This is a genomic window from Bordetella tumbae (assembly GCF_054780995.1).
The window spans coordinates 299,446-322,317 of sequence record NZ_BAAGVG010000024.1 but is presented as its reverse complement, the minus strand read 5'-3'; the positions used below and the strand labels follow the sequence as shown (position 1 = coordinate 322,317).

The following is a 22,872-nucleotide window of genomic DNA, read 5'->3' as shown; positions in this document are numbered from 1 at the left end:
AATCGGAGGTTACACATGCCCGCAAAGCCTATTGTCCTCGGCCCATTGCAGTTCGACAGGAGGGGGGATGCTGTCAAATACTTGAAGGCGATGCTCCACCGGTATGACGTGGGCGATCGAGTCAACGCCGACGACGCAGTGATTCTGCGAGCGGCGCTGGAGCGCCATCCAAATGCCGCCGCAAAAATTGGTTGCGGCATTACCGACTTCAGTGTTCGAACTGCTGACTTCGGCACGAAGTGCTTCTGGGTGAATCGTCCTGATGGAACGACCGAAAAGTTTTCCATTACCGGCTCCATCCACGGTAGCTAAGCGAAATAGCGTTGCCCGCACTCGTTCACGGCACTAAAAGTGATAGCTCATATGCCTATATCAGCTGTCATCACGCACTTGCTTGCAGACTGCGGGAACTTCGGTAATGTGTGCGGGGTTAGGATCTCTCCCAGGGGATTACCTTTGTGCCTGCCCCATTGCATCGTCTGCGCCCGGGCCAAACACATCTTCGGCAGACAGCACCGACCAGAAGGCGCCCTGGGCGGACTCCCATGTATGACCTTCACCCAGGAGCTCTTGAGCCAATTGATCGCCGAGTCGCTCGGCCTCAGCATTGACATGGGAGAGGGCAAATTCAAGAGGCCTACGATATTCGCTCAACTTCTCTGGCGCGTCCGCTACGAAGAACCAATACCTGACCCCGAGTCCGACAAGCTCGTTGCGGCTTGGCTCGGGAACGGCCGCAAGCACAACGCATTGTTCGTGATCGCTCACAGGGTGAGCGATGTGTCGATCGCGCACGCCCTTGAGCTCTCTGTGAATGGCGAGGAGTTCCCGATCAGTGAAGATGTCCTCACGTAATCCCTTTCTCCGACCGCTCGCGAACGAACGTACGTAGGAGACAAGAAACTGCGTATACAAGGCTGCCATCACCTCAGACGAAGTGGCGTAGTTTTGACGAATCGCGTCCAGAGATCTTTCGGCTCTATTCAAATCCGCCTGGATCGACAGCATTGCCTCGAGCTCTTTCTTCGTTTTATTTTGAAAGTTCATCGCCTGCATGGCGATCATGTTAGCTGGCGGGAACATGATTCGCAATGGAATGAGAACTTTACAGGCCACCTTGCAGCTTGACGTCTATTTTGGCCTCATTACGGCGTGATTAGAACTGCCGCCGAGGGAAGAGCGGCTCAAAGTGGTCATCAAAATACGCAAGGCCGCAGATCGCTTTGGATCGAAAGCGGCCGCTGAACGTAAAAACGACAAGCGGGTGCCAAGCATTAGACAATGAACTTTTATGTAATGAGAAATATTAGTGTTGATTGGCCGGACTTTTCGGAGGGGGCTTTATAGCCAATCCTAAGTGACTTGCTGAGGGGAGGCAATTGGTTCGATAGCTTGAACTTCTTCTTTTGTTTTGGTACGAGCAGACAGGAATTCTTCGACAGTACGTTGCAATGCTGAAATTCCCGTGAGATTTTTCTCAATCAGGAATTCGAAGATTTGCTGCTGGGTATATTCGTGCTGAGTTAAATACTTAAATAGTCGTTTCCCTGCGTTTGAGAAATCCCTCTCTTTAATGGGTTCTCCTCGGGCAGAACTGAGCCTTCTCCGCAACTCGGTATTTTTTTTGAATAGCAAGAGGAACTTATAGAACCACACTTTGAGCAGGTTCTTTGTGCCATTGTTTTTTTTCTGCATGAAATCGGCTAGCCGTTCATGATCTTCAATGAGTGCTCGGAATCTGGCCGTGTCCCAGAATTCACCTAAGAGGCATCTGGTAAGTAGCTCCTTTTCAACACTCTCAATGGGAATGCAGTAGACATTTTCCTTCTTTGCGTGCGCTTTCCCTTTTTGGTCGCCGTCCAATACAACCATGACATTTTTGTGTTCGTCTGAGAAAAATTTCTCAATCTTATTTCTCTGCATTAGATCGGCTGTATTCGTGCCTCCCCCGACGTAAATTATTTTGAGTTGATAAAACGGCCTCATGCAGCGTTGCTCAATCAAATATCGGAGAAAGTCTTTAAGCACCTCGTCTTCTGTGAGGATGTATTTTTCCCATCCATTAAACCCGAATAAGGTGCTTTTGATGAATCCATAAGACCTTTTTTCAATAGCGATCGTTCCGTCAGCTTGCTCCTCCATGCAAAACAGATCATCAGAGACTGTTCGCATCATGGCTAGGGAGTGGGTAGTGAAGATGAACTTCGTCTTGTAGATTTCCTTAAATTTCTTCAGCCACTCAACTAAGCGAACTTGTGCCGCAGCATCCAATGAAATGTCGATTTCATCGATAAAAACAGCCAAGTACCTTGAGCGAATGCGCCGGTACAGGCTAATAAGGAAGTATTCGCCCGAGCTAAAATAGTCCTCGCGCAAGTAGTAATTGTCCTCATACGGAATAACGTAATATGGAACATTCTTTACTTGTATCTCTACGAGGTTGTCAAACTTATTTGTGGCGTAGATGGCTTTCAAGAACTCGATGAGCTCAGTGGGCCTGGAATATCGTTGAAGTACAACTTGGCGCCGAATATCATTATCGATACCACTGATTTTTTGGAAGAAGTTGAAGCGTTCTCCGTAGGGAATCGGAAGCTCTACTGATAGCTTATCCTTCAGAGCCTTCGACAGCGTATCCCGCGAGTCGAGCATTTTGAGTTTTTTGTTGTATTTGAAAACAATGCTTTGTCCGCCAATTTCATAGTGAATTTCGCTGTTATCTGAAACGATCTTGGGCGCGCTTGTTTTCGATAATATATCTGCATTGATTAGGTTGCCAATCGCCTTGATGAGCATTGTCTTCCCGGATCCATTTTTTCCGGTGATACAAACCAAGGATTTGTCGGCCAAATCGAAAGAAAACTCTATCTTCTTAATATGCTGAACATTTCGAATCGAGATGTCTAATTTCATTTTTCTTTTGCGAATCCGCTATATTTGAGTATATCGATAGTTGTCGATCCAAACTTTCTGCGCAACTTATCTGTATAAGCCGGATCAATAGAATCTACGTAATTGATATTCCCGCTCAAATAAGCGATGTAGTCATCTTCGGATAGTTCTTCATCAGATTCCGAGCGCTTCTTGTTCTTATTGACCATATCTTTAAACCGCCCGCGATCATTTAAGTAAAAATGAATTAAGACTTCCAAGTCATTTTTTTTCTTCGTGTCAACACTAATTTTTCCGGTAGGAAGAATCATCATTCCAAGGATTTTTACCTTACCTCCAACTTGGAAGAATCGTGTTTTTCCGTAGTGAATAAAGAATTTCTCAGAGCAAAACTGATGTAACGTTTCCTGCACTAGCACTTCTAGGTCAAGTAGGTGCTCATGCTTTTGTCCGGAAATGATGATGTCATCAGCATATCTTGAATAAATAAGCTCCCGCTGTTCGCAGAGTTGCTCTAGTTCGTGATCGAAATTAACTAGGACGGCGTTGCTTAATGGTGCTGACGCGGGCAGTCCGACGGGGAGTGAGTCGCCAACGCAGACAAGATCAACGATTCGATCAATGTGTTTGTGAAGATCTTCAATGGGGCAGCATTCTTCGCCAGCAAGGATGGTTTTCTGCGTCAATGATCTATCAATGGAGTCGAAAAAAGATTTAATGTCCGTTTGAAAGAAATATTTGCTTTTGGTATGCTTTTGGACGGCATTGACGGCACTAAAGCCTTTTCGGTAGGAGAATACGACCCGTTCGTTGATCGGCAAAAGCTCAAATAGAAATAAATTCAGGAATCGGTGGTACGTCTTGAGATTTTCTTTAGGCTTGAAAAGCGTTCTGCTTCCAGATGCATTGCCCGCAGCTATTTCGTAATTCGTCTCAACGGGGCTTTGCAAAAAGTCATGAAAACTAAACTTGCCGTGATACATCGCGTCAAAGAGCTTTTGCAAAGGTTGTTTTGTCATAGTCGCTTTAGTATTGAGTGGGCAACGTTGGGACGTATTGCGTCAATCCGCTTTGTAGTTATATAATCAGTGCATGTCAGTGACTAGGAGTAGCTCCAGTCATTTTGCTGACCTCTAGGCCGTCTAATTCTACCCAACCTGGTTGCGTGGCTTGAATCAAATTCAAGCCACGCAATAGTAGATCCAACAAACCAGATTGCGCCGCCGCCTCCCGATCCCCTACCCTGACCCCGTCTTGAGCATGAGCTCGATTTCCCCATTGTAAATCTTTGTAGTTGGATGACAATGGGCCCGCTTCGGCTGTTCGTAAATGCCGGCTAGGCGGGGCGGGGGGCAGCCTGTTAGGTGGGCAATTGACGCTTGCAAGAGTGCTACATCACTATGGTGGCGTTGCACAATCATCTTAGTCGCCAGTAGCTAATTCTTCAGCTCGGATGAGGAATCCGGCAGTTCCTGTTGTGGCATCGTGCCTCTACCTCACACGAGGGTTCCATGGGCGATCATGGGTTGATTGTTGTTTCGTCGATGACGCTGTGAAGTAGTTTTTTATCGAAAGTGGGCCTAACCGCGATTTTGTGTGCGAGACATAAACACTCCTGGGAGTGTCCGTATTTTTGTGGGCGAGGCGTTTTAAAAGTTGTTATCCACGCGCATCAGTAAAGCGATCTCCGAAGAGGATAGCAAACTGGTTCATGGCGGCCTCAGTGCGGAAGCCCCGCGCCAAGTCCATCCGCCAATACCCCCCCCGCTACTCTGCCGAACAACCAACTCCGGCGCCAACCTCTCCGACTCCGGCCTACTCCCCCTCATCTGCTCAATCAACAACTCAGCCCCCCTATACCCCATCTCATGCATAGGCGACCGCACTGACGTCAAGCTAATAGGCAAATCCGCAGCCACAGGCGTATCGTTATATCCCACCACCGCCACATCCGACCCCGGCGTCATCCCATAATCCCGCAGAGCCCCCATCAGCCCGATAGCCAAAAAATCGTTCACTGCGAAAAACGCCGTCGGCTTTCGCGATCCACTCAGCAGTCTTTCTCCCACGCTCCGGCCAGCTTCAGTATTAAACGGGCTAGTAGGCCGCCAGGCCTTATCGATATCAACCCCGAGCTCCTCGCACCTGGCCACAAACCCAGCCGTGCGATCCACCCCAGTGCTCGCATGTGCCTGTCCCGCAAGCACGGCAATATCCCTATGCCCCAGCCCTACCAGATGATCAGCCGCTAACCGCCCACCTTCAAAATCATCACACGTGACAGAGCAGTGTTGCCCCAATCGGCGGCTCACCAGTACCATCGGGATGCCTCGTTTCGCAATCTCGTCAATGAAGTAGGGATCATCCAACCGCGCATCTGCAAACATGATTCCATCCACCCGTCGCGCCAAAGCCGACTCTCCCAACTCACGTTGCCGGGCAGGGATGTCCTGGGTGTTCGAAACAAATGTCTGGTAATTCGCCTGCACGGCCGCCGCGTCTATGCCCTCGTAAATCATGGCGACCACGATGTCAGACAGTTGCGGCACCAGCACGCCTATCGTGCGTGTGCGCTGCGTTCGCAACCCAATGGCGTTCGGATTCGGCCTGTAGTTGAGTTGTTTAGCCAGGTCCCGGATCCGCTGGACGGTTTCGGGCGCGGCTGCCGATTTTGCATCCTCGTCTGAGCCGTTCAGCACGCGCGAGACGGTGGATACGTGCACGTTTAGCAGCCGCGCGAGCGCGCTCAGAGTGACAGGGCCTTGTTTCATTGGACAAAGGGTTGAATCAATCCCAAATGATACCAAGCCACCCCAGATCACAAACGCACCTAAATTTACCCAAACGTTAGGGTAAACCATGCTTGATAGCACATGTATCTTTGCGTGAAACTTCAGCCCAATCGTTTGGGTAAATTGTTGTGCAGAGGAAATCGTGGGCAATATCAATCAACTTCTAGCTTCGTATCGCTCGGGGCAGGGCACCGCGTCCGAGGTCGTCCAGACCTATTTGGAGCAAATTGGGCAATCCGAGCTGAATAGCTTCATCTCGGTGGATCGAGAGGCGAGCCTGGCAACCGCAGAGCTGTGCGACAAGGTAATGTCGGCCGGCGGAGCGCTGGGGCCTCTGCACGGCGTCCCCGTGGCGATCAAGGATCTCATCGATGTGGCGGGAATGCGCACCACCATGGGCTCGACCCAATACGCCGAGAACGTCGCCAGCACGGACGCGCTGGTGGCGCAACGTTTGCGCAACGCGGGCGCGGTGGTGCTTGGCAAAACCAACACGCACCAATTTGCGTATGGATCCACGGGTGATCGGTCGGACTTCGGGCCGGTACGTAACCCGCGAAACGTTGAGCACGTGTCGGGTGGATCCAGCAGTGGTTCGGCTGCCGCCGTCGGGGCAGGTCTCTGCCTGGCCGCTTTGGGTTCGGACACCAGTGCTTCGGTGCGTTTGCCGGCAGCGTTTTGTGGCGTGGTGGGACTGAAGCCGACCGTTGATTTGTTGCCTAGCACCGGTGTATTTCCGCTGAGCCCCACGCTCGATCATGTAGGCCATTTGAGCGCGACTATTCTGGACAACGCCCTGGTCCTCGAAGTATTGAGCGGCGCTGCGCCTGGCCGCTACGCCGAAAAGGTCGGAAAACCCATCGCAGGTATGACGATCGGCGTGCTCGGAGGCTATTTCGCCGACTTTGTCAGTAATGACGTGCAGGCAAGTGTGCGCCGTGCGCGAGAGGCTCTGGAGGCAGCCGGCGCGCGTGTTGTCGATATCGAGGTGCCAGAGACGCAGGCGATCTACGACAACCAGCAGTTGATTCTGCGTGCAGAGGCCTATGCAACACACCGGGCAGCGCTGGATGCCAATAAACCCTATCTGCCAGAGGTTCGCACTCGCTTAATGACCGGGGCAGACGTGTCGGCGGCTGATTATCTAGGCGCGATGGCGCAACGCCATTCGGCACAGTCGGCATTCGATGCGGCTTTGGCCGATGTGGACATTCTGTTGAGCCCGACATGTGGTGTGCCTGCGCCGCGGATCGACGAACGGGAAACGTTGGTGGACGGTACTGCGCATCCGACTTTTTGGTTGATCACGCGACTGACAGCACCGACAAATCTCTCTGGCCATCCGAGCCTGTCAGTGCCTTTCGGCGAGACAAACGGATTGCCGCATGGCATGCAATTGATCGGCCGGTATCACGATGAAGCCACGCTGTACCAAGTCGGCGCCGTGCTCGAGTCCGCCAATCGGATTTGATTGACTCAATACTGACCAAATCGAAAACGCAGGCCGAAACGGTTTTGCCAACAGGATCAAAAAAAGGGTAGAAAACAAAATGAGCACCATAGAACCAAGGCGCCGATACAACATATTTTTGTTGATCATGCTGCTTGCGCTGCTGAACTACATTGATCGCGGCGCCATGTCGTATGCGGCGGCGAGCATCACCTCGGAATACGGATTGAACAGGGCGCAATGGGGCGCTCTGCTCGGATACTTTGGGTACGGCTATCTGTTCGGCGCGCTGTGCGGCGGATTCCTGGCTGACGGCTTGGGGCCTCGAAAAGTCTGGCTTTGGGCAGCGGGCAGTTGGTCTATTCTCGCCATGGCTACAGCCTATGCAGGCGATCTCGGGGTTGCGATGTTCGGCGGGTCTGCGTTGGCCGGTTTCGCGGTCATCCGGATCGTTTTCGGCTTCGCCGAGGGGCCCGCGTACTCGGCGATCAACAAGAGCATTTCCCGCTGGGCAGCACCTAAAGAGCGCGGCTTTGTCGTGGCCCTGGGTTTGGTCAGCACGCCATTGGGCGCTTTGCTGACAGCACCGATCGCCTCTGGTTTACAGTACGCCACGGGCGGCTGGCGGGCGATGTTCATCATCCTCGGGGTGGTGTCGCTGGTCGTTCTTTTCTTCTTGATGCGCGTGTTCACTGATACTCCTCAGAGCAACAAGTACATCTCAGACGAAGAAAAAGCTTACTTGGCTCAGGAAAAAGCAAAAGAAGAGCAAGCCAAGCCGGGCAACGCCGATGACAGCGCATCCGTGCGTGTGCCTTGGTGGTCATACTTTAAAAGCCGGACCTTGGTGCTCAATGCGTTGGCGTATTTCTCATTCATGTACGTCAACTTCCTGCTGCTGACGTGGACACCAAAGTATCTCGAGGATCAATTCCATTTCAATCTCTCGTCACTCTGGTACATGGGGATGATTCCCTGGGTCGGTGCTTGCTTCACCGTGTTGTTAGGAGGCAAGATTTCTGACGCTATATACAAGTCCACGGGCAGCCTCGTAAAAGCTCGGAGCCTATTTGCTGCTGTCTGCCTGTTGTGCACCAGTGTGTGCTTTTTCTTCGTGTCGAAAGCAGAGACGGTATGGGTGGCCGTTGGTTTGTTGACCTTGGCCAACGCGATTAATTCTTTGCCGAACTCAGTGTTTTGGGCTGTCGTCATTGATACAGCGCCCGCCACTCGCACCGGCGCTTTCAGCGGAATGACGCACGCCGTTGCCAATACGGCCGCTATTGTTGCGCCTACGTTGACCGGCTATCTCACGATGCAGTATGGCTATTCGTCCATGTTCATTGCAGCTGCCGTTGCGACGGGAGTGGGCGTGCTGGCAATGCTATTTGTCCGGCCGGGCCAAACCAATTGGGCAGCGATGGCCGTGAAGTAATGAGATTTTGACCGCAGCGTGGCCAGGATATGCGAGCGCTGCGGCTTCCAAACCCTCATAGAGCCAGATAGAACTCCATCGGAATAAGCTCCACGGCGATCATCCGACGGTCGGAGCGGAAACCGATCGCTCCTGACCAGGGATTTCAGGCGGTCAGGAAGCGCATGACTTCGGCCCAATCGTTAGTCGACAGGGCGACGTCCTCAAAATCGCCTGCTTCCTCGTCATAGCGGGAAACGCAGAAGCGCTGGCTCCTGCCGGATTCGCGGTCGGCATAGCTAGCGTAGTCGACATACACTTTCAAGCTGCGCTCCTCGTTCTCGAACGAAGGAGCTGCATCGATGTAACTCGACGCGTCGAAGAAACCGTCGGGTAGGGTAGGCAGGGTTGTTATGTCGAAGTTGGGAAATTCGCGACGCAGTCGTTCAAGGTTCATAAGGGAAGCATGTGGAGGCTGAAAGCCTGAGATTTTACGTTGCTCTGTATCGGCCGCCACAATGTCCCGCGAAACAGAGTAACAGGCACCAGACCAAGCCATAGACCTCGTTTCTATCAACAGCGAAGAACCCTCTTCCAGACTGTCCAGATGCAGATGCGATAGTTCGTGCAGACCAGTCTTCGTCAGGCAATGTTAGAGAGAATGTTTTCCAAGCCTCGAGTGTGAGAGCCAGTATTTTTTAGCAGTTTGCTATTGCCCCACTCACAAGTCGACAAGAACCTTGTCTATCCGCGGATCCCACTGTCTCAGAGGACAATTTTCGATCATATTTAACGCTATTATGGACAATAATTAGAATTATTGACCATAATAGAAAACATGTCGCGCAAGCCGCTCGTTGTCTTTCCGCAAGAACAGCGCTTGCTCTTCGCCTTGGGACAGCGGCTTCGTCTCGCCCGCAAGCGACGCAAATTGAGCAACGCCGTCGTCCAGTTCGGCCGCCCCAGTCTCAAGGCTGGATAGACTCCGCTGGCGCGCCATAGCTCACGCGTTCTCCCTGCCATTTGGTTCGCAGCAGAAATTGCTCCCAGGTCAACGCATCAGGGTCGATCTTTCGGCTCCATTCCACGTCGCGGTTGGGCGAGTAGTAGCCGTATTCGACCGCGTATTCCACCATGCCCACCAGCTCGCGTACGAGGTACTCATCGGCACCGAATTCGGGAAAGTGCTGCAGCAGTTCGTCACGCGTGTATGCCGAGGCGTAATGTGCCTTCTGTCCTGACACGAGAACGAATGTGTCCACCATCTGCCGCGCCGTCAGGATCTCGCCGATCACCGGCAGGGTCTTGCCGGCGTATTTTTCCGGATGGTCAAATACCTCCAGCACGGCGGGGCCAGTCGCGGTGAGTGGGTCTACGAATGGCATGGGTATGTCCGGCGGCAAGTAGATGGCAAAGGTCAGGCTGCCGTCAGCGCCGCGCCGGGGTACGTAGTATTCCAGGAAGTTGCTGTAGAAAAACGCCAGGTAGATAAAAGAGCTGCGCAGCGGTAGCGTGCGGATGTGCTCTGCCACCAGCGCCTTCTCGGTGAAGTGCGGTGCCCACTTGTTACCGCGGGTCCGCATCTCGACGTTTTCCAGACCGCTCCACACGACGTGTTGCACGCCCGCAGCGTACGCGGCATCGGCGAGTTCACGGCCGAGCGCCAGCTCGGGCTGACCTGGCGGCGGCACCGGTGGGGTTGGCGGCGTCATCAGAAAGGCTCCATGAGAGCCGCGCATCGCGTCGGTGAGCGCGGCCTGATGACCCAACGCCAGCGGCGCCACAACGACTTCGGCACCGTGCTCAGCCAACTGGCGCATCGGGGGACTGTCCTTGCTTCGGGTGAGCGCACGCACGCGGTAACGACCGCTGGCCAGCAAGGCATTAGCGACGCTGCGGCCCTGTTTGCTGGACGCGCCGGCTACGGTGATCAGGGGCTTCTGTGAAATGGGGGACATGCGGTTTCTCCGGATATGGGCAAGCAGCTCGCGCTCGCGAACGAGTGCCTAGTTTCGATCGGTCGTTGGTATATGTAAAATTGTTATTCTTTTATCCTGCTATCCGTCTTATGGATACCAAACGCCTGGACCTCAATCTGCTGGTCACACTGGAAGCCCTGTTGGTGGAGCAGAACGTCTCCAGGGCGGCAAATCGCCTGCACCTGAGCCAGCCGGCGGTGAGCGCGCAGCTAAGCCGTCTGCGCGATATGTTCGACGACCCGCTGCTGATTCCCGCGCAACGAGGCATGACGCCCACGGCCAAGGCGCTGGATCTGCTGGATCCGCTTCGACGCTCACTGGATCAGGTTCGCACCACGGTGTCCCAGCACAGCGACTTCGCCCCGGCGCAGGCGACCCTTACAACGGTTATCGCCTGCACTGACTACCTGCAAGCTGCGCTGGCCCAGCCGCTTGTGCTGCAGCTGCGCAAGCGGGCACCAGGCGTGCGCTTGGCGCTGCGCAGCCTCGATCTACCACAGTTGGACGCGCAGATGGCCCGTGGCGAAGTGGACCTTGCGCTCATGACGCCGGGCGTCGCAGCGCCCAGCCTGCGCACGCGGCATCTATTCGACGAACGCTATGTGCTGATCGGTCGACGTGGCCACCCCAAGCTGCGCAGGAGCATTACAGTGGCAGAATTCGCGCAGCTCGAACACGTCATTGTGTCGCTGCGCGGCGGTGATTTCGTCACACCAGTAGACGACACGCTGGCAGCGCAGGGATATAAGCGCAACGTAGTGCTATCGACATCGTCGTTCCTGTTTCTGCCGGAGATCGTGTCGCAGTCGGACTTCGTGGCCCTGGTGCCCCAGCGGCTGGTGCGCGATCGCGCCAGTCAGTTGCGGATTGTCGAATGCCCGTTTCCGGTGGACGGATTCGAAGTAGGCATGGTGTGGCACGAACGAAACCACAGTCACCCCGGCCAGCGCTGGGTGCGCGAAGAGCTGGCAGCAGTCTCAAGCTGATTTTGTCGCCAGATAACGTTGAATACGTAGCTTTCGAATACTGTTGAAGTCTCGCCGTCAGTCCGTCTTATGCGCTGAAAAGAGGCCAGCGTCTCTATAGCCTTTCATGATGGAATCAAAGAGCTTGATGTCAGCTCTACCTCGCGCCATTAGCTGTGCTCCAGAGACAGCTGCAAAAATTCCTCTTGCACGTTGTTCAGCCTGCTTTCGCTTCACGCCTGCCATCTGAAGCACTTTGCTTAGCCAATCCACGTTTACATCTGCAAATGCTTGTACTTGCTTTTGCACCTCGGCTGGTAAATCGTCGTATTCAGCCGTCATGAAGCTGCAAAGGCAAATCCGATTCTCGTTTTCTAAGGAGCGTCGAAAAGTCTGGGGGTAGCGAAGCAGGCACTCTTCCGCGCCTTCAGATTCTTTCAGTATCGCTTCCAGTGTCATCACAGACTCTTCCGCGTAACGTCGCGCCACCGCAGCAGCTAGAGCAGCTTTGCTTGGGAAGTGGTGATACAGACTTGCCGCTTTGATTCCAACTTGCTCAGCCAAGGCTCTTAAGTTCAATCCTCCGTAGCCATGAGCCTGTGCAATGCGTGTAGCCGCTGCCAGAATCTTTTCGCTTGAATTTTGGGCTGTGTCACTGCTCAAGATAATTTCCTTGAAAAATGAATTGACGGAAAGAATTATAGCGCTTATCTTGAATCTACCTAACGTTTGTTAGTTAAGGCATTTTTTCCATTTTCGCCGTCTCAGGAGCATGTGATGACAACCGCCGCATTAAACAATGAACAATTGACTATCTATGATTTTCCTGTCGGACCTTATCCAACCCGCGTACGTATCGCACTGGCAGAAAAGCAGTTGCAAAGCAAAGTGAAATTTGAACTTGTTGATTTGTACAAAGGCGAACATAAAAGGCCTGAGTTCATCGAACAGAAGAATTACTCCGGGACTTTGCCGGTGCTGGAGTTGGCGGACGGTACGCTGATAGCTGAATGCACCGCAATTACTCAATATCTTGATAGGCTGGATGGCAAGCCTATCCTGACTGGTACGACGCCTTTGGAACAAGGTGTAATCCACATGATGAGCAAACGCGCAGAAATCGAATTACTGGACGCAATTAGTGTGTATTTCCACCACGGCACGCCAGGATTGGGGCCATCGGTAGAGCTATATCAAAATCCAGAATGGGGATTTCGTCAGCGCGATAAGGCACTTCGAGGCATGCACTACTTTGATAAGGTGTTGCAGCAGCAAACTTATGTTGCCGGTGAGCGGTTTTCGATGGCAGATATCACTCTCATCGGCGGCTTGGTGTTTGCAGCAATCGTCAAACTGGATATTCCAACTGAATGCAAGGCATTGCTAGATTGGTTTGAACGAATGATGCAGCGTCCAAGCGTTGCGTCTCAACCTGCCTTTATCGGTCAGTAGAACTTAACGCAAGATAAAGCGCGAGGACATCTTCCAGTTCGCACTGGAAGATATCCGCTCTCGGCCGAGGCGGTGTGAAAACGGGGCTGAACGAGGACCCGCGCGTAGTCCAATGTCTATATCGGAAGAGAAAAAACCGCCAGCGCGGACCACACTAGCGATGGCGTTGTGGCGAAGCTTGAGGCAGATTTCGCGGATAAGCTTCCAAGCAGAGATCCAGCACTTCGGCACGAAACCAGCAATGAGCCGGATCGTGATCAAGGCGCGGATGCCAGATTGCCGAGATATTGAAAGCGGGTATGGGCACGGGTAGTTCGAAGCACTGTAAGCCATTGGCAGTCGCGTAATCCGGCACAAAGGAGTTGCCGAGGCATGAATGCGGGACAACGGCCAGCAAGTCCGAATGACGAACTAGCTGCATAGCGTTCGTATAAGACGGCACCACCATCAGTATCTTCCGCCGCATATTCGGCGGTTCCATGGTTGTGTCAATCGAATTTTCCGCTTCGCCGGTACGTGACGTCATCACATGGTCGTATGCGGCCCATTGCTCTACGCTGATGCTCCTTGCACTCAGAATCGGATGGCCTATGCGGCACACGCCGACATAGCGATCGCGAAAGAGCAAACGCGTACGTACCTCGGGCGCCGAGGTTTTGACGATACCGATCTCCAGGTCAATCACGCCTTCCCTCAGCGGTTGAGCATTCCAGTCCGGCTTGGGGGCGAAGCGAAGCTGCACACCGGGTGCCAGGCTGCGGATCCGATCCATCAACGCCGCGCCAAGCAGGTCAATAAAACCCTCACCCACTCGCAGGGTGAAGCGTTGCTCAAGGGTGGCAATGTCGAACTGATGCTTGGTGCGACTCAGTACCACCTCTACTTCTCGGGTCAGCGCTGAGATACGCTGGCTCAGTTGTTCTGCGTATGGCGTGAGCACCAGCGTGCGCCCAGCCTGCAGCAGCAGGCGATCACCCGTCACTGCGCGCAGGCGAGTGAGCGTACGGCTCATTGCAGAGACGCTGAGTTTCAGTCGCCGGGCGGCCCCCGTGACGCTACGCTCACTCAGCAATGCATCTAGCGCGGGAAGAAGGTTGAGGTCGACGCGTGTCATGCGCCCAGAATAATCGAAAACCGCCCGGGCATGGCGTTTGGCGCAATCAAGGATTGTAGGCCAGGCGGCTGGTGCAAATTAGAGCCAGGTTCGACAATTCATGGCTTCAATAGTGCAAAAAGGAGAATCCTATGCACCAAGCACCCGTTCACACCCCCACCGTCCTGCTCATCGGCGCCTCGCGCGGCCTCGGCCACGCCATGGCGGCCGAGTTCCTGAAAAACGGCTGGCACGTCGTGGGCACGGTCCGCGCCGGTGGCGGCCGAACTCTCTTGCACGATTTGGCCGATGCGCATCCGGACCGGGTCGACATTGAAATGCTGGACATTACCCGACCCGAGCAGATCCGAGCCTTACACGAGCGCCTGTCCGGCCGGATGTTCGACATTCTGTTTGTCAATGCCGGTACGACCAATCCGGACCCGACTCAGACCATCGGTGAGGTGTCGACAGAGGATTTCGTGAATCTCATGATCACCAATGCGCTTAGCCCGATGCGGGTGGTCGAGAGCTTGTCTGACCTTGTCACGCCGGCCGGCCTGATCGGGGTCATGTCATCCGGACAAGGCAGTATCGCCGACAACGAATCCGGCCAGCGGGAGGTTTACCGTGGCAGCAAGGCAGCCTTAAACCAATTCATGCGCAGTTTTGCCGCGCGCCAAGTGCAAACGCCACGGGCTATGCTGCTGATCGCGCCGGGTTGGGTGCGCACCGACCTGGGGGGAGCTGAGGGGAGATTGTCGATCGAGGAAAGTGTTCCCGGGGTTGTGAACGTGCTTCTGACCAAGTTGGGTCACCCCGGTCTCGAATACCTCGACTATCGTGGTCGGACTGTTCGGTGGTGATCAGGGAATACGCTGCTCGGTAGTTCAAAAATATGCATTTCCTCTCATCGATCATCACGTTTTAGAACATATGTTATAAAACTATCTTCAGCTTTAGTTGAGCGACTGGTGTTCGATACAAGTGAGGAGAGAAATGGGTATTGCAAATGGTACCCGTAGCGACGTTGCACGACTGATGCCGGTGAAGGGTAACCTTTGGCAAGGACTTTGCTGGGCTGCTTTAAGCCTCACAATCTTTGCTGGCTGGTTCGTGGTGACTCGCTTGAGCGTTACGCATGAGCTACGGCTTTGGGATGTCACGGCATTGCGGTTTGGAATTGGTGCGCTTGTGCTGCTTCCCGTGCTGTTTGCGAGCAAGAGTCGCATTTCTCCTAAGCAATGGGCCGAGGGCTTGGTATATGCGTGCCTATGGGGTATGCCTTTTGTGTTGGCGGTCGCGTTTGGCTTGCAAATTTCCTCGGCTCGGCGCGCTGCAGCTATCACGCCTGCGCTGATGCCGGTGTTCGCAGGCGTCTTTACATGGATCATTTTTCGTGAGCGTCAGGGTACGCGACGGTGGTGCGGCTATGCCGCTATCGTTCTGGGCTTGATCTGGCTGGTTGTTATTGGGGCTATTGCAGATGGGGCTGTGCACCCGTTGGGCATCTGCGCTCTCGTCATGGCGGCCATGATGTGGGCAGTCTATACGATGCTCTTTCGACGCAGCACACTGACACCGATCCAATCCGCCGCGCTTATCTGCTTCTGGTCTGCGTTGCTTTTTCTGCCGGTCTACGTGGGGACTGGGTTGAGTCGTCTGTCTTACGCATCGGCAGGGGAGATCGCGCTGCAAGCGATCTATCAGGGGATTTTGATGACTGGCGTCGCCATCGTTGCTTTCAATCGGTCCGTTGCATTACTGGGATCATCAATCGCCACTGCCATCATTGCACTGATCCCAGCTGTCGCTGCGGTGGTTGCCATTCCTGTGCTCGGAGAGCGGCCAAGCGAGGCGGAGGCTTTCGCTATTTTAATAGTCGTTCTTGGGGTGTTGCTGGCAGCAGGCTCATCCGCGAAACCGTCGGCTCAATCGTCTCTATCGACGTCATCTATGACGCGGGTGCGGTCATGATCCACTTTCAGGACCTATCAAGGTGCATAAGTTTGAAGTGATCAGCGACGAAATGACTACTGTCGTGATGTTCCTGTCCAATTGTCCCCGCGCCGCGAGGAAAGGAGTCTGATATGCAATTACGAGACAAGCGTGTTCTTATTACGGGTGGGTCAAGCGGCATTGGCTTCGCACTGGCCCAGGCAATGATTGCGCGTGGTGCGAAAGTATTCATTACTGGCCGGCGCCAGGCCGTGCTCGAAGATGCATTGAGGAGCCTCTCCTCAGCTGGCGGTACTCATGCTGATGTGGGCACGGCCGAAGGGCGTGCGATTACGCTGGATGAGGCGTTGAAATGGCTGGGTGGCATCGACCTGCTCGTCAATAATGCCGGTGGCGTGAGGGCCGGCCGGTTGGAGCACACCCCGCAGGCTGAGATCGAACAAATGGTGATTGTCGACTTGCTTGCCCCTATCCTGCTTACGCAATCTGCCCTGGGTGCGTTGCGGCGGAGCGGAGAGGCTATGGTAGTGAACATTGCCTCGGGTATCGCCTTGGTTGGCGCCCCGTTCTACACGACGTACGCGGCAGTGAAGGCTGGTCTGGCACATTTCGGAGAATCATTGCGGCGCGAACTCAAAGGCGAGGGCATCCATGTCCTCACTGCCTATCCTGGTGGGACGGATACGCCGATGATGCGTTCGAATCGTGCGGGGCCTGAACTGGGCTTTTCGCGCGAGCCTGCCGAAGCAGTGGCCATGGCCATCATTGAGGGCATTGAAGCAGATGTCTTCGAGGTGGTTCGTGGAGGGGAGGCACGCGCGCAGATGATCGCGCTCAATCGCACAGATCCTGCCGCTGTGGACGCTCGATTCCTATCGCTGAAAAACGCACTTGAAGATGCGGTGAAGGACCACAGCGCACTGTGATCCTTTTTGGGGGCAATGCTCTAACGACGAATCTGATGCTCCAGAATCGACACGCACAGTGAAAGTTTGCAGCGAACCTCGCCAACCGGTCTCACTTGCGCATCGCGGCCTCACCCCAATTCCTCAGTCACCCCATCCGCCTCGCGCTTGAGCGCAGCAGCAATAGTCCTGCGGCGCTCCGGACCCATGCGGCCGTAGTGCGCAGCAACGCTCAGCGCAGCAACGGGCTGGCGCGCGAGGTAAATCGCAACACCGATGCCGTACATCCCCTTGAGAAGGTGCCCCGGGTTGAACGCATACCCTCGCTCACGCGTGTCGGCTACCATCGCGCGCAGCTTATCCACGTCCAAGCTGGGATAGGGTTGCAGGCGGCCTTGAATGCGGCGCAGCACGTTCTCCACCTCACCATCGTCAAACGCAGCCAGCAGCGCCAGACTTCCCGAACCCACTCCCAACGGGCGGCGAGTACCGATGTTCTGGGTCAGCACTTTGACCGGAAAGGAGCCTTCTTTGCGGTCTATACAGACCGCATCCAGCCCGCTGCGTATCGTGAGCATGGCCGTGTCGCCGGTACTATGTGCCAGCCGCTCCAGCGCCGGCCGTGTCACTGCCTGGATGTCGAGGCGGTTGGACGCACGCTCGCCCATAGATAGAAATTCCAGCCCCAGGTAATAGACGCGGCTACCCGCAGCCTGCTCGACAAAACCCTCAGCGCTCAGGGTTTTCAGGAATCGATGTAGCGTGCCTTTGCTCAGCCCGCTCTGGGCCTGCAGATCGGAAAAACGCATGCCGCTCGATGACGAGCTGTAGGAAAGGATGCGCAGAATCTCCAGCGCGCGCCTGACGCTTTGCACGGTATCGCCGCTGGCCCGCGGGGTGCCGTTGTCCTCCATTGCTGTCTCCTGCCTCGTCGTTGTGGTTACGCGCCACCCGGGCGCGCCGCCTTTTTTCTGGCTGCTGGTACTACTGTTCCGCAGTGCGGAACTTTTTGTAGGTATCCGCGATTTTGCCGCGTTTCGTTTCTATAGTCCAAACCCAACCCCGGCGGCGTCACCGCGTTCGGGAGGAGGCAAGGACATGATCGAAATCGCGAACTCATACCAATGCAGTCCCGCGCTGTGGCGCGACAGAGTGGATCCGGCGTTCCTGCGCGAGCTGCGGCGCGTGGTGGCCGATACCGTGCTGCCCGAGGCCGAGGCCATCGACCGGCAGGACGTGTACCCCGTGCACATCGTCAAGACCATGGCGCGCCACGGCTATACCAGTCTGACGCTGCCGCGCCAGTGGGGCGGCAGCGCGGCCCCATACGGGCACTGCGCCGCGGTGTTCGAGGAGGCCTCGTACGGCAGCGCAGCAGTGGGGATCAGCCTGATCACCATCTTGCAGGCGCAGACCTTGATCAACCAGTTCGGCGCCGACTCGCTAAAGGCGGCGGTGTTGCCGGAATTCGTCCAGGGCCTGATCACCGCCTACGCGCTCACGGAGGCGAATCATGGCAGCGATATTCGCAGCCTGGATACCAAGGCGCAACGCAGCGCCAGCGGATGGACGCTGAACGGCCGGAAGTCGTTCATCACCTCGGGTTCGGCCGCCGAGGCCTATATCGTCCTGGCCGAGACTGACCATGGCGTGTCCACGTTTTTCGTGCGCCGCGACATGCCCGGCGTGTCAACGTTTAACGGCCCGACATCTGGCACATTCGGCCTGCGCAACGGTCCGCACGTGGATCTGATCCTGGACGGCGTGGTCCTGCCGGATGACCACCTGATCGGCATGGAAGGCAAGGGCGTGCGCCAGGCTGTGACTACGCTGGATTTCTCGCGCACGATGGCCGGTGCCATCAGCCTGGGCATCGCCCGCGCCGCGTTCGACAACGCGCTGGCCTATGCAGCCGGGCGCGAGGCGTTCGACCAAAAGGTGTTGGGGTTCCAAGGCATTCAGTGGTATTTCGCCGATCTGGCGACTCAGATCGACGCAGCCCGCCTGTTGGTGTACGAGGCCTGTGTGGCATTGGACGAACACCGCGAGATCGCGCGCTACGCCAGCGAGGCCAAACTCGCCGCCAGCCAAGTCGCCACGCGCGCGGCCGAGCAGGCGATTCAAATCTGCGGCGCCTACGGGGTGACCGAACACGCGCCGTTCGGCCGTTATTTGCGCGACGCCAAGGCCTACGAGATCGCCGGCGGCTCGTCCGAAATTCTCAAGAACACCATCGGCAAGCAATTGCTCGCCTTTGCCGCCAACCATTTGTCCGGACCCAAGAAGACGTGATCACCGACCGCCTGTATAGCCTGGCCGACAGCCAGCCCGACGCCATTGCGCTCGTTTTTGAAACCCGCCAGTACCGCTACCGGGAATTGGCAGAGATGGTCAGCGCCATGGCGGTACGCCTGCACGACGCCGGGGTGCGGCCGGGCGATCATGTCGCGTTGATGTGCGGCAACCGCCCGGCCTTTCTGGCCTGCTGGTTCGGGCTGAGCGAGCTGGGCGCGGTGTGCGTGCCGCTGAACACCGGGCTGGTGGGGGAGGGCTTTTGCTACTCGCTGGCCAAGAGCGAATCGCGCCTGCTGATCATCGAGCCCGAGTTGCTGGCGCCACGCCGCGACACGCTGGCGAACATGGAGGGCGCGCCGCCGGTACTGGAGATCGACGCCGCGATGGATTTGCCGCCGGCCGAATCGCCGGCGCGTTGGGCCGGACCATTGCACGCTGCGGGCGACGTGAACAGTATCCTGTTCACGTCGGGCACGACCGGCCTGCCCAAGGGCGTGACGCTGCCGCACGGCGCGTACGTGGCTGCCAGTGACGACATGCTGCACTCGCTGAAGCTGACTCGCGCGGATCGCATCCTGGTGTTCCTACCACTGTTCCACGCCAACCCGCAGATGTACGCGGTGGCCTCGGTGCTGGGCTGCGGTGCCACCTTGGTGTTGTTGCGGAATTTCTCGGCCAGCCGCTTCTTTGACGAAGCGATAGCGCATGGCGCTACCGGTTTTACGTATGTCGGCACGGTGCTGTCGATTCTGGACAAACATTATCCCGAGCCGCGCCGTGATCACTCGCTGCGCTGGTGCGTGGGCGGTGGCGCGCCGGCCCGCGTGTGGGAGGCGATCGAATCGCGCTTCGGTATCTCGGTGCGCGAGCTGTACGGCATGACGGAAACCGGCGGCTGGGTGTCGATGAATACGCCTGAGCGCGCGCGCTTTGGCTCGGTGGGGTATGCCCGCGAGGGGATCGAGGTGGCCGTGGTGGACGACGCTGGCGCGCCGGTAGCCACCGGAGTCAAGGGAGAAATCGTAGCGCGCTCCAAACGCCCGCACGTGTTTTTCTCTGAGTACTGGCGCAATCCCGAAGCCACAGCCGGCACGCTCAAACAGGGCTGGCTGCATACCGGGGATCGCGGCTACCTGGACGAGGACGGCTTTCTATATTTCGACGGACGCCAAAAGGAACTGATCCGGCGCGGCGGCGAAATGATCGCGCCTACCGAGGTAGAGCAGCAGTTGCTCAAGCACGAGCAGGTGCGCGATTGCGCAGTGGTTGGCGTGCCCGACGACATCATGGGCGAGGAGGTCCACGCATACGTGGTGCTGCAGGGCGAGCCTGATGCCAAGGCCCTGCAGGCATTTCTAAAGGCGCGCCTGCCGGCCTATATGGCGCCGCGCTATTTCTCGTTCGTGCCCGCCATTCCCAAAACCGAAACCCAGAAAATCAAGCGCCACTTGCTGGCCGACCTGCCGACGCAAATGGTGGATCTGAGCGTGGCGCGCCGCTGACCCCTGCACCGATAACACAGGAGACACAATCATGACCCGACGATGGAAACAACGGCCCCCTGGCTCGAACTGGGGTGATTTCGGTGATGACGACCAACTGGGTCGGCTCAATCTGCTGACCCCCGAGAAAGTGCGCGAGGCCGTAGCCGAGGTGAAGGAGGGCATCGTGTTCAGCCTGAGCCTGCCGCTGGACCTGCCGGGCGGCAACGTACTGAACCCGGCGCGCCATCCGCCACGCCTGATGCCGACCCGGCGCGATGACAAGCCCATGTACCTGCACGCCTTTCAGCACGACCACAACACCACCGACGTGGCGTGCGACGACATGGTCGCCATGAGCCTGCAGTACTCGACGCAATGGGATGCGCTGTCGCACATCGGTTCGCATTTCGATGCCGATGGTGATGGGGTGGCCGAGATCGTGTTCTACAACGGCTACACCGGCAAGCAAAATTTCTCGCACCAACGCGAAGAACGCGACAGCCCGTCGCGCGCGCATCGCCTGGGCATCGAGCACATGGCGGCCAAAGGCGTGCAGGGACGCGGCGTACTGCTCGACCTGCGGCGCCATTTCGGCGACGAGCGCAAGCGCGTTGGCTACGACGATCTGATGCGCGTGATCGAACGCGACCGCGTCGAGGTGCGCAAGGGCGACATGCTCTGCCTGCACACCGGTTTTGCCGACGTGGTGCTGGGCATGGGCGGCAAGCCCGACGCGCAGCGGCTGGCACGTTCGTGCGCTGTGCTCGACGGCTCGGACAGCCGCCTGCTGGACTGGATCGACGATAGTGGCATCGCCGCGTTGATCGCGGACAACTATGCGGTCGAGGACCGGCCCTACGATTTCAAAGGCGATGGTTGCCATGCGCTGCTGCCATTGCACGAGCGTTGCCTGTTCAAGTTGGGCCTGCATCTGGGTGAACTGTGGCACCTGACTCCGCTGGCTGAGTGGCTGGCGCGGCACGAGCGTCATGCTTTCCTGCTGACCGCACCACCGTTGCATTTACCCGGTGCGGTGGGCTCGCCGCTGAACCCGATCGCCACCGTATAACAGCCTGCCATGCCATTGGAAATTCAGGAGGCCGATGGCATGGGTAGGGCGCAAGACTCCGCGCATCGTATAAGAACGACGATTTCAACAAGGAGAGAGAGACATGAAACAACTAACCGGAATCCTGCGGGCCGCACTGTTGTGCAGCGTTGCCACGCTTGCCGCAGGTAATAACGCCGTTGCCCAGGCTAACAACTGGCCGTCCAAACCCGTCCGCCTACTGGTAGGCTTTGCGCCGGGCGGACCGACCGACAACGTGGCACGCATCCTGGCCGAGAAAATGAGCAGCGAACTGGGGCAGCCGGTCATCGTCGAGAACAAGGCAGGCGCGGCGGGCAATATCGCCGCCACCGCGCTGACGCAGGCCCCCGCCGACGGCTATACGCTGCTCTATAACACCTCGTCCATTGTCATCGCGCCCTGGGTCTATCAATCGCCCGGCTTCGATCCTATGAAGGATTTCGCGCCAGTCGGCCTGACGGCAGCGGTGCCGCTGGTGCTGGCGGCAAACATGCAGGTACCGGCGCAGAACCCAAAGGCATTGGTTGAGATGATCAAAGCCGCGCCCGGCAAATACAACTATGCATCCTCGGGCGTGGGCGCCATCGAACACCTGACCGCTGCCCAGCTATTGAGTATGTTGGACCTGAAAGCGACCCACGTGGCCTACAAAGGCACGGCGCCGGCCCAGGTGGACCTGATTGCAGGCGCCACGCAATTCACCACGACCACGCTGAATACGGTGATTTCGCCAGTGCAGGCCGGCAAGCTGCGCGCGCTGGCCATCACCAGCAAAGAACGCTGGTCGGGCATGCCCGACGTGCCGACGGTGGCGGAAACCCTGATCCCGGGTTTCGAGAGCCTGGCCTGGCAGGGCATCGTGGCGCCGGTCGGCACGCCCGAACCGGTGCTAGCGAAGATCAACGCCGCCATCAACAGCGCTCTGGCTTCGCCCGACGTACGCCAAAAACTGGACCAGCAGGGCACCATCGTACTGGGCGGTTCGGTGGAAAAATATCGCGCCTATATCAAGTCGGAATACGATCGTTGGGGCAAGGTGGTAGAACAGGCCGGGGCACGCATCGAGTAGGGACGATTTGCCCTATCCATGATGAGTTTGTCA

21 protein-coding genes are annotated in these 22,872 nt (G+C 56.5%); 12 read left to right on the top strand and 9 right to left on the bottom strand.

The genetic code is table 11. The annotated features are described in order from the left end of the window. Positions 1 to 15 precede the first annotated feature (15 nt). Complete coding sequence (locus tag ACYVI2_RS26680) at positions 16 to 312, top strand: DCL family protein (RefSeq protein ID WP_415817167.1); 297 nt, start codon at positions 16 to 18, stop codon at positions 310 to 312. 138 nt (positions 313 to 450) lie between these two features. On the opposite strand, the gene ACYVI2_RS26675 is transcribed toward ACYVI2_RS26680, so the two are convergent. From ACYVI2_RS26675 to ACYVI2_RS26660, 4 genes are all read right to left on the bottom strand, one after another. Then, positions 451 to 1,065, bottom strand: coding sequence for a hypothetical protein (locus tag ACYVI2_RS26675; protein WP_415817169.1), 615 nt, complete (start codon positions 1,063 to 1,065; stop codon positions 451 to 453). 288 nt (positions 1,066 to 1,353) lie between these two features. Beyond that, on the bottom strand, positions 1,354 to 2,913 hold the full coding sequence (locus ACYVI2_RS26670) for an AAA family ATPase (protein ID WP_415817171.1): 1,560 nt from the start codon (positions 2,911 to 2,913) through the stop codon (positions 1,354 to 1,356). Next, positions 2,910 to 3,911, bottom strand: coding sequence for a reverse transcriptase domain-containing protein (locus ACYVI2_RS26665; RefSeq protein ID WP_415817173.1), 1,002 nt, complete (start codon positions 3,909 to 3,911; stop codon positions 2,910 to 2,912). The genes ACYVI2_RS26670 and ACYVI2_RS26665 overlap by 4 nt, the downstream gene beginning before the upstream one ends. A 690-nt stretch (positions 3,912 to 4,601) precedes the next feature. Continuing rightward, a complete protein-coding gene (locus ACYVI2_RS26660; protein WP_415817175.1) occupies positions 4,602 to 5,663 on the bottom strand; it encodes a LacI family DNA-binding transcriptional regulator in 1,062 nt (353 codons plus the stop codon). A gap of 163 nt (positions 5,664 to 5,826) precedes the next feature. Here ACYVI2_RS26660 and ACYVI2_RS26655 point away from each other — a divergent pair, with 163 nt between their 5' ends. Together ACYVI2_RS26655 and ACYVI2_RS26650 are read left to right on the top strand one after the other, a co-directional pair. After that, on the top strand, positions 5,827 to 7,155 hold the full coding sequence (locus ACYVI2_RS26655; RefSeq protein WP_415817177.1) for an amidase: 1,329 nt from the start codon (positions 5,827 to 5,829) through the stop codon (positions 7,153 to 7,155). A gap of 79 nt (positions 7,156 to 7,234) precedes the next feature. Continuing rightward, positions 7,235 to 8,569, top strand: coding sequence for an MFS transporter (locus tag ACYVI2_RS26650; RefSeq protein WP_415817179.1), 1,335 nt, complete (start codon positions 7,235 to 7,237; stop codon positions 8,567 to 8,569). Positions 8,570 to 8,714: 145 nt separating this feature from the next. On the opposite strand, the gene ACYVI2_RS26645 is transcribed toward ACYVI2_RS26650, so the two are convergent. Beyond that, positions 8,715 to 9,005 (bottom strand): hypothetical protein, encoded by a 291-nt coding sequence (locus ACYVI2_RS26645; protein WP_415817181.1) that lies wholly within the window; start codon positions 9,003 to 9,005, stop codon positions 8,715 to 8,717. Between the two features lie 511 nt (positions 9,006 to 9,516). Beyond that, complete coding sequence (locus tag ACYVI2_RS26640; RefSeq protein ID WP_415817183.1) at positions 9,517 to 10,506, bottom strand: NmrA/HSCARG family protein; 990 nt, start codon at positions 10,504 to 10,506, stop codon at positions 9,517 to 9,519. 110 nt (positions 10,507 to 10,616) lie between these two features. On the opposite strand from ACYVI2_RS26640, the gene ACYVI2_RS26635 reads away from it, so the two are divergent. Continuing rightward, positions 10,617 to 11,513, top strand: coding sequence for a LysR family transcriptional regulator (locus ACYVI2_RS26635; protein ID WP_415817184.1), 897 nt, complete (start codon positions 10,617 to 10,619; stop codon positions 11,511 to 11,513). Positions 11,514 to 11,570: 57 nt separating this feature from the next. Here ACYVI2_RS26635 and ACYVI2_RS26630 read toward each other — a convergent pair whose 3' ends face one another. After that, on the bottom strand, positions 11,571 to 12,155 hold the full coding sequence (locus ACYVI2_RS26630; protein ID WP_415817185.1) for a TetR/AcrR family transcriptional regulator: 585 nt from the start codon (positions 12,153 to 12,155) through the stop codon (positions 11,571 to 11,573). Positions 12,156 to 12,269: 114 nt separating this feature from the next. Here ACYVI2_RS26630 and ACYVI2_RS26625 point away from each other — a divergent pair, with 114 nt between their 5' ends. After that, positions 12,270 to 12,944, top strand: a complete 675-nt coding sequence (locus ACYVI2_RS26625) for a glutathione S-transferase (RefSeq protein ID WP_415817187.1) — start codon at positions 12,270 to 12,272, stop codon at positions 12,942 to 12,944. A gap of 154 nt (positions 12,945 to 13,098) precedes the next feature. On the opposite strand, the gene ACYVI2_RS26620 is transcribed toward ACYVI2_RS26625, so the two are convergent. Then, positions 13,099 to 14,058, bottom strand: coding sequence for a LysR family transcriptional regulator (locus tag ACYVI2_RS26620; RefSeq protein WP_415817189.1), 960 nt, complete (start codon positions 14,056 to 14,058; stop codon positions 13,099 to 13,101). Between the two features lie 131 nt (positions 14,059 to 14,189). Between ACYVI2_RS26620 and ACYVI2_RS26615 the strand changes: the two genes are divergently transcribed. The 3 genes from ACYVI2_RS26615 to ACYVI2_RS26605 all read left to right on the top strand — a co-directional run bounded on the left by ACYVI2_RS26615 (position 14,190) and on the right by ACYVI2_RS26605 (position 16,922). Beyond that, positions 14,190 to 14,903, top strand: a complete 714-nt coding sequence (locus ACYVI2_RS26615) for an SDR family NAD(P)-dependent oxidoreductase (protein ID WP_415817191.1) — start codon at positions 14,190 to 14,192, stop codon at positions 14,901 to 14,903. A 97-nt stretch (positions 14,904 to 15,000) separates the two neighbouring features. Next, the gene (locus tag ACYVI2_RS26610) at positions 15,001 to 16,014 is read left to right on the top strand and encodes a DMT family transporter (RefSeq protein WP_415817193.1); all 1,014 of its coding nucleotides are present in this window, start codon (positions 15,001 to 15,003) and stop codon (positions 16,012 to 16,014) included. Between the two features lie 113 nt (positions 16,015 to 16,127). Further along, positions 16,128 to 16,922, top strand: a complete 795-nt coding sequence (locus tag ACYVI2_RS26605) for an SDR family NAD(P)-dependent oxidoreductase (RefSeq protein ID WP_415817195.1) — start codon at positions 16,128 to 16,130, stop codon at positions 16,920 to 16,922. A 110-nt stretch (positions 16,923 to 17,032) separates the two neighbouring features. Here ACYVI2_RS26605 and ACYVI2_RS26600 read toward each other — a convergent pair whose 3' ends face one another. Then, on the bottom strand, positions 17,033 to 17,815 hold the full coding sequence (locus ACYVI2_RS26600) for an IclR family transcriptional regulator (RefSeq protein ID WP_415817197.1): 783 nt from the start codon (positions 17,813 to 17,815) through the stop codon (positions 17,033 to 17,035). Between the two features lie 184 nt (positions 17,816 to 17,999). On the opposite strand from ACYVI2_RS26600, the gene ACYVI2_RS26595 reads away from it, so the two are divergent. From ACYVI2_RS26595 to ACYVI2_RS26580, 4 genes are all read left to right on the top strand, one after another. Continuing rightward, positions 18,000 to 19,193: an acyl-CoA dehydrogenase family protein gene (locus ACYVI2_RS26595; protein WP_415817199.1), complete on the top strand. Its 1,194-nt coding sequence runs from the start codon at positions 18,000 to 18,002 to the stop codon at positions 19,191 to 19,193. Continuing rightward, complete coding sequence (locus ACYVI2_RS26590; protein ID WP_415817201.1) at positions 19,190 to 20,698, top strand: class I adenylate-forming enzyme family protein; 1,509 nt, start codon at positions 19,190 to 19,192, stop codon at positions 20,696 to 20,698. Before ACYVI2_RS26595 ends, ACYVI2_RS26590 begins: the two co-directional genes overlap by 4 nt. Positions 20,699 to 20,729: 31 nt before the next feature. Continuing rightward, positions 20,730 to 21,749 (top strand): cyclase family protein, encoded by a 1,020-nt coding sequence (locus tag ACYVI2_RS26585; protein ID WP_415817203.1) that lies wholly within the window; start codon positions 20,730 to 20,732, stop codon positions 21,747 to 21,749. Positions 21,750 to 21,852: 103 nt separating this feature from the next. Further along, positions 21,853 to 22,839: a Bug family tripartite tricarboxylate transporter substrate binding protein gene (locus ACYVI2_RS26580; protein WP_415817205.1), complete on the top strand. Its 987-nt coding sequence runs from the start codon at positions 21,853 to 21,855 to the stop codon at positions 22,837 to 22,839. Positions 22,840 to 22,872: the final 33 nt, after the last annotated feature.

What these genes read in the sequence shown, in the direction of transcription:
- ACYVI2_RS26670 (WP_415817171.1), bottom strand. Translation starts at nt 2,913, where the DNA reads ATGAAATTAGACATCTCGATTCGAAATGTTCAGCATATTAAGAAGATA.
- ACYVI2_RS26600 (WP_415817197.1), bottom strand. Translation starts at nt 17,815, where the DNA reads ATGGAGGACAACGGCACCCCGCGGGCCAGCGGCGATACCGTGCAAAGC.
- ACYVI2_RS26615 (WP_415817191.1), top strand. Translation starts at nt 14,190, where the DNA reads ATGCACCAAGCACCCGTTCACACCCCCACCGTCCTGCTCATCGGCGCC.
- ACYVI2_RS26605 (WP_415817195.1), top strand. Translation starts at nt 16,128, where the DNA reads ATGCAATTACGAGACAAGCGTGTTCTTATTACGGGTGGGTCAAGCGGC.
- ACYVI2_RS26645 (WP_415817181.1), bottom strand. Translation starts at nt 9,005, where the DNA reads ATGAACCTTGAACGACTGCGTCGCGAATTTCCCAACTTCGACATAACA.
- ACYVI2_RS26675 (WP_415817169.1), bottom strand. Translation starts at nt 1,065, where the DNA reads ATGATCGCCATGCAGGCGATGAACTTTCAAAATAAAACGAAGAAAGAG.
- ACYVI2_RS26680 (WP_415817167.1), top strand. Translation starts at nt 16, where the DNA reads ATGCCCGCAAAGCCTATTGTCCTCGGCCCATTGCAGTTCGACAGGAGG.
- ACYVI2_RS26665 (WP_415817173.1), bottom strand. Translation starts at nt 3,911, where the DNA reads ATGACAAAACAACCTTTGCAAAAGCTCTTTGACGCGATGTATCACGGC.
- ACYVI2_RS26650 (WP_415817179.1), top strand. Translation starts at nt 7,235, where the DNA reads ATGAGCACCATAGAACCAAGGCGCCGATACAACATATTTTTGTTGATC.
- ACYVI2_RS26595 (WP_415817199.1), top strand. Translation starts at nt 18,000, where the DNA reads ATGATCGAAATCGCGAACTCATACCAATGCAGTCCCGCGCTGTGGCGC.
- ACYVI2_RS26640 (WP_415817183.1), bottom strand. Translation starts at nt 10,506, where the DNA reads ATGTCCCCCATTTCACAGAAGCCCCTGATCACCGTAGCCGGCGCGTCC.
- ACYVI2_RS26660 (WP_415817175.1), bottom strand. Translation starts at nt 5,663, where the DNA reads ATGAAACAAGGCCCTGTCACTCTGAGCGCGCTCGCGCGGCTGCTAAAC.
- ACYVI2_RS26635 (WP_415817184.1), top strand. Translation starts at nt 10,617, where the DNA reads ATGGATACCAAACGCCTGGACCTCAATCTGCTGGTCACACTGGAAGCC.
- ACYVI2_RS26580 (WP_415817205.1), top strand. Translation starts at nt 21,853, where the DNA reads ATGAAACAACTAACCGGAATCCTGCGGGCCGCACTGTTGTGCAGCGTT.
- ACYVI2_RS26620 (WP_415817189.1), bottom strand. Translation starts at nt 14,058, where the DNA reads ATGACACGCGTCGACCTCAACCTTCTTCCCGCGCTAGATGCATTGCTG.
- ACYVI2_RS26625 (WP_415817187.1), top strand. Translation starts at nt 12,270, where the DNA reads ATGACAACCGCCGCATTAAACAATGAACAATTGACTATCTATGATTTT.
- ACYVI2_RS26585 (WP_415817203.1), top strand. Translation starts at nt 20,730, where the DNA reads ATGACCCGACGATGGAAACAACGGCCCCCTGGCTCGAACTGGGGTGAT.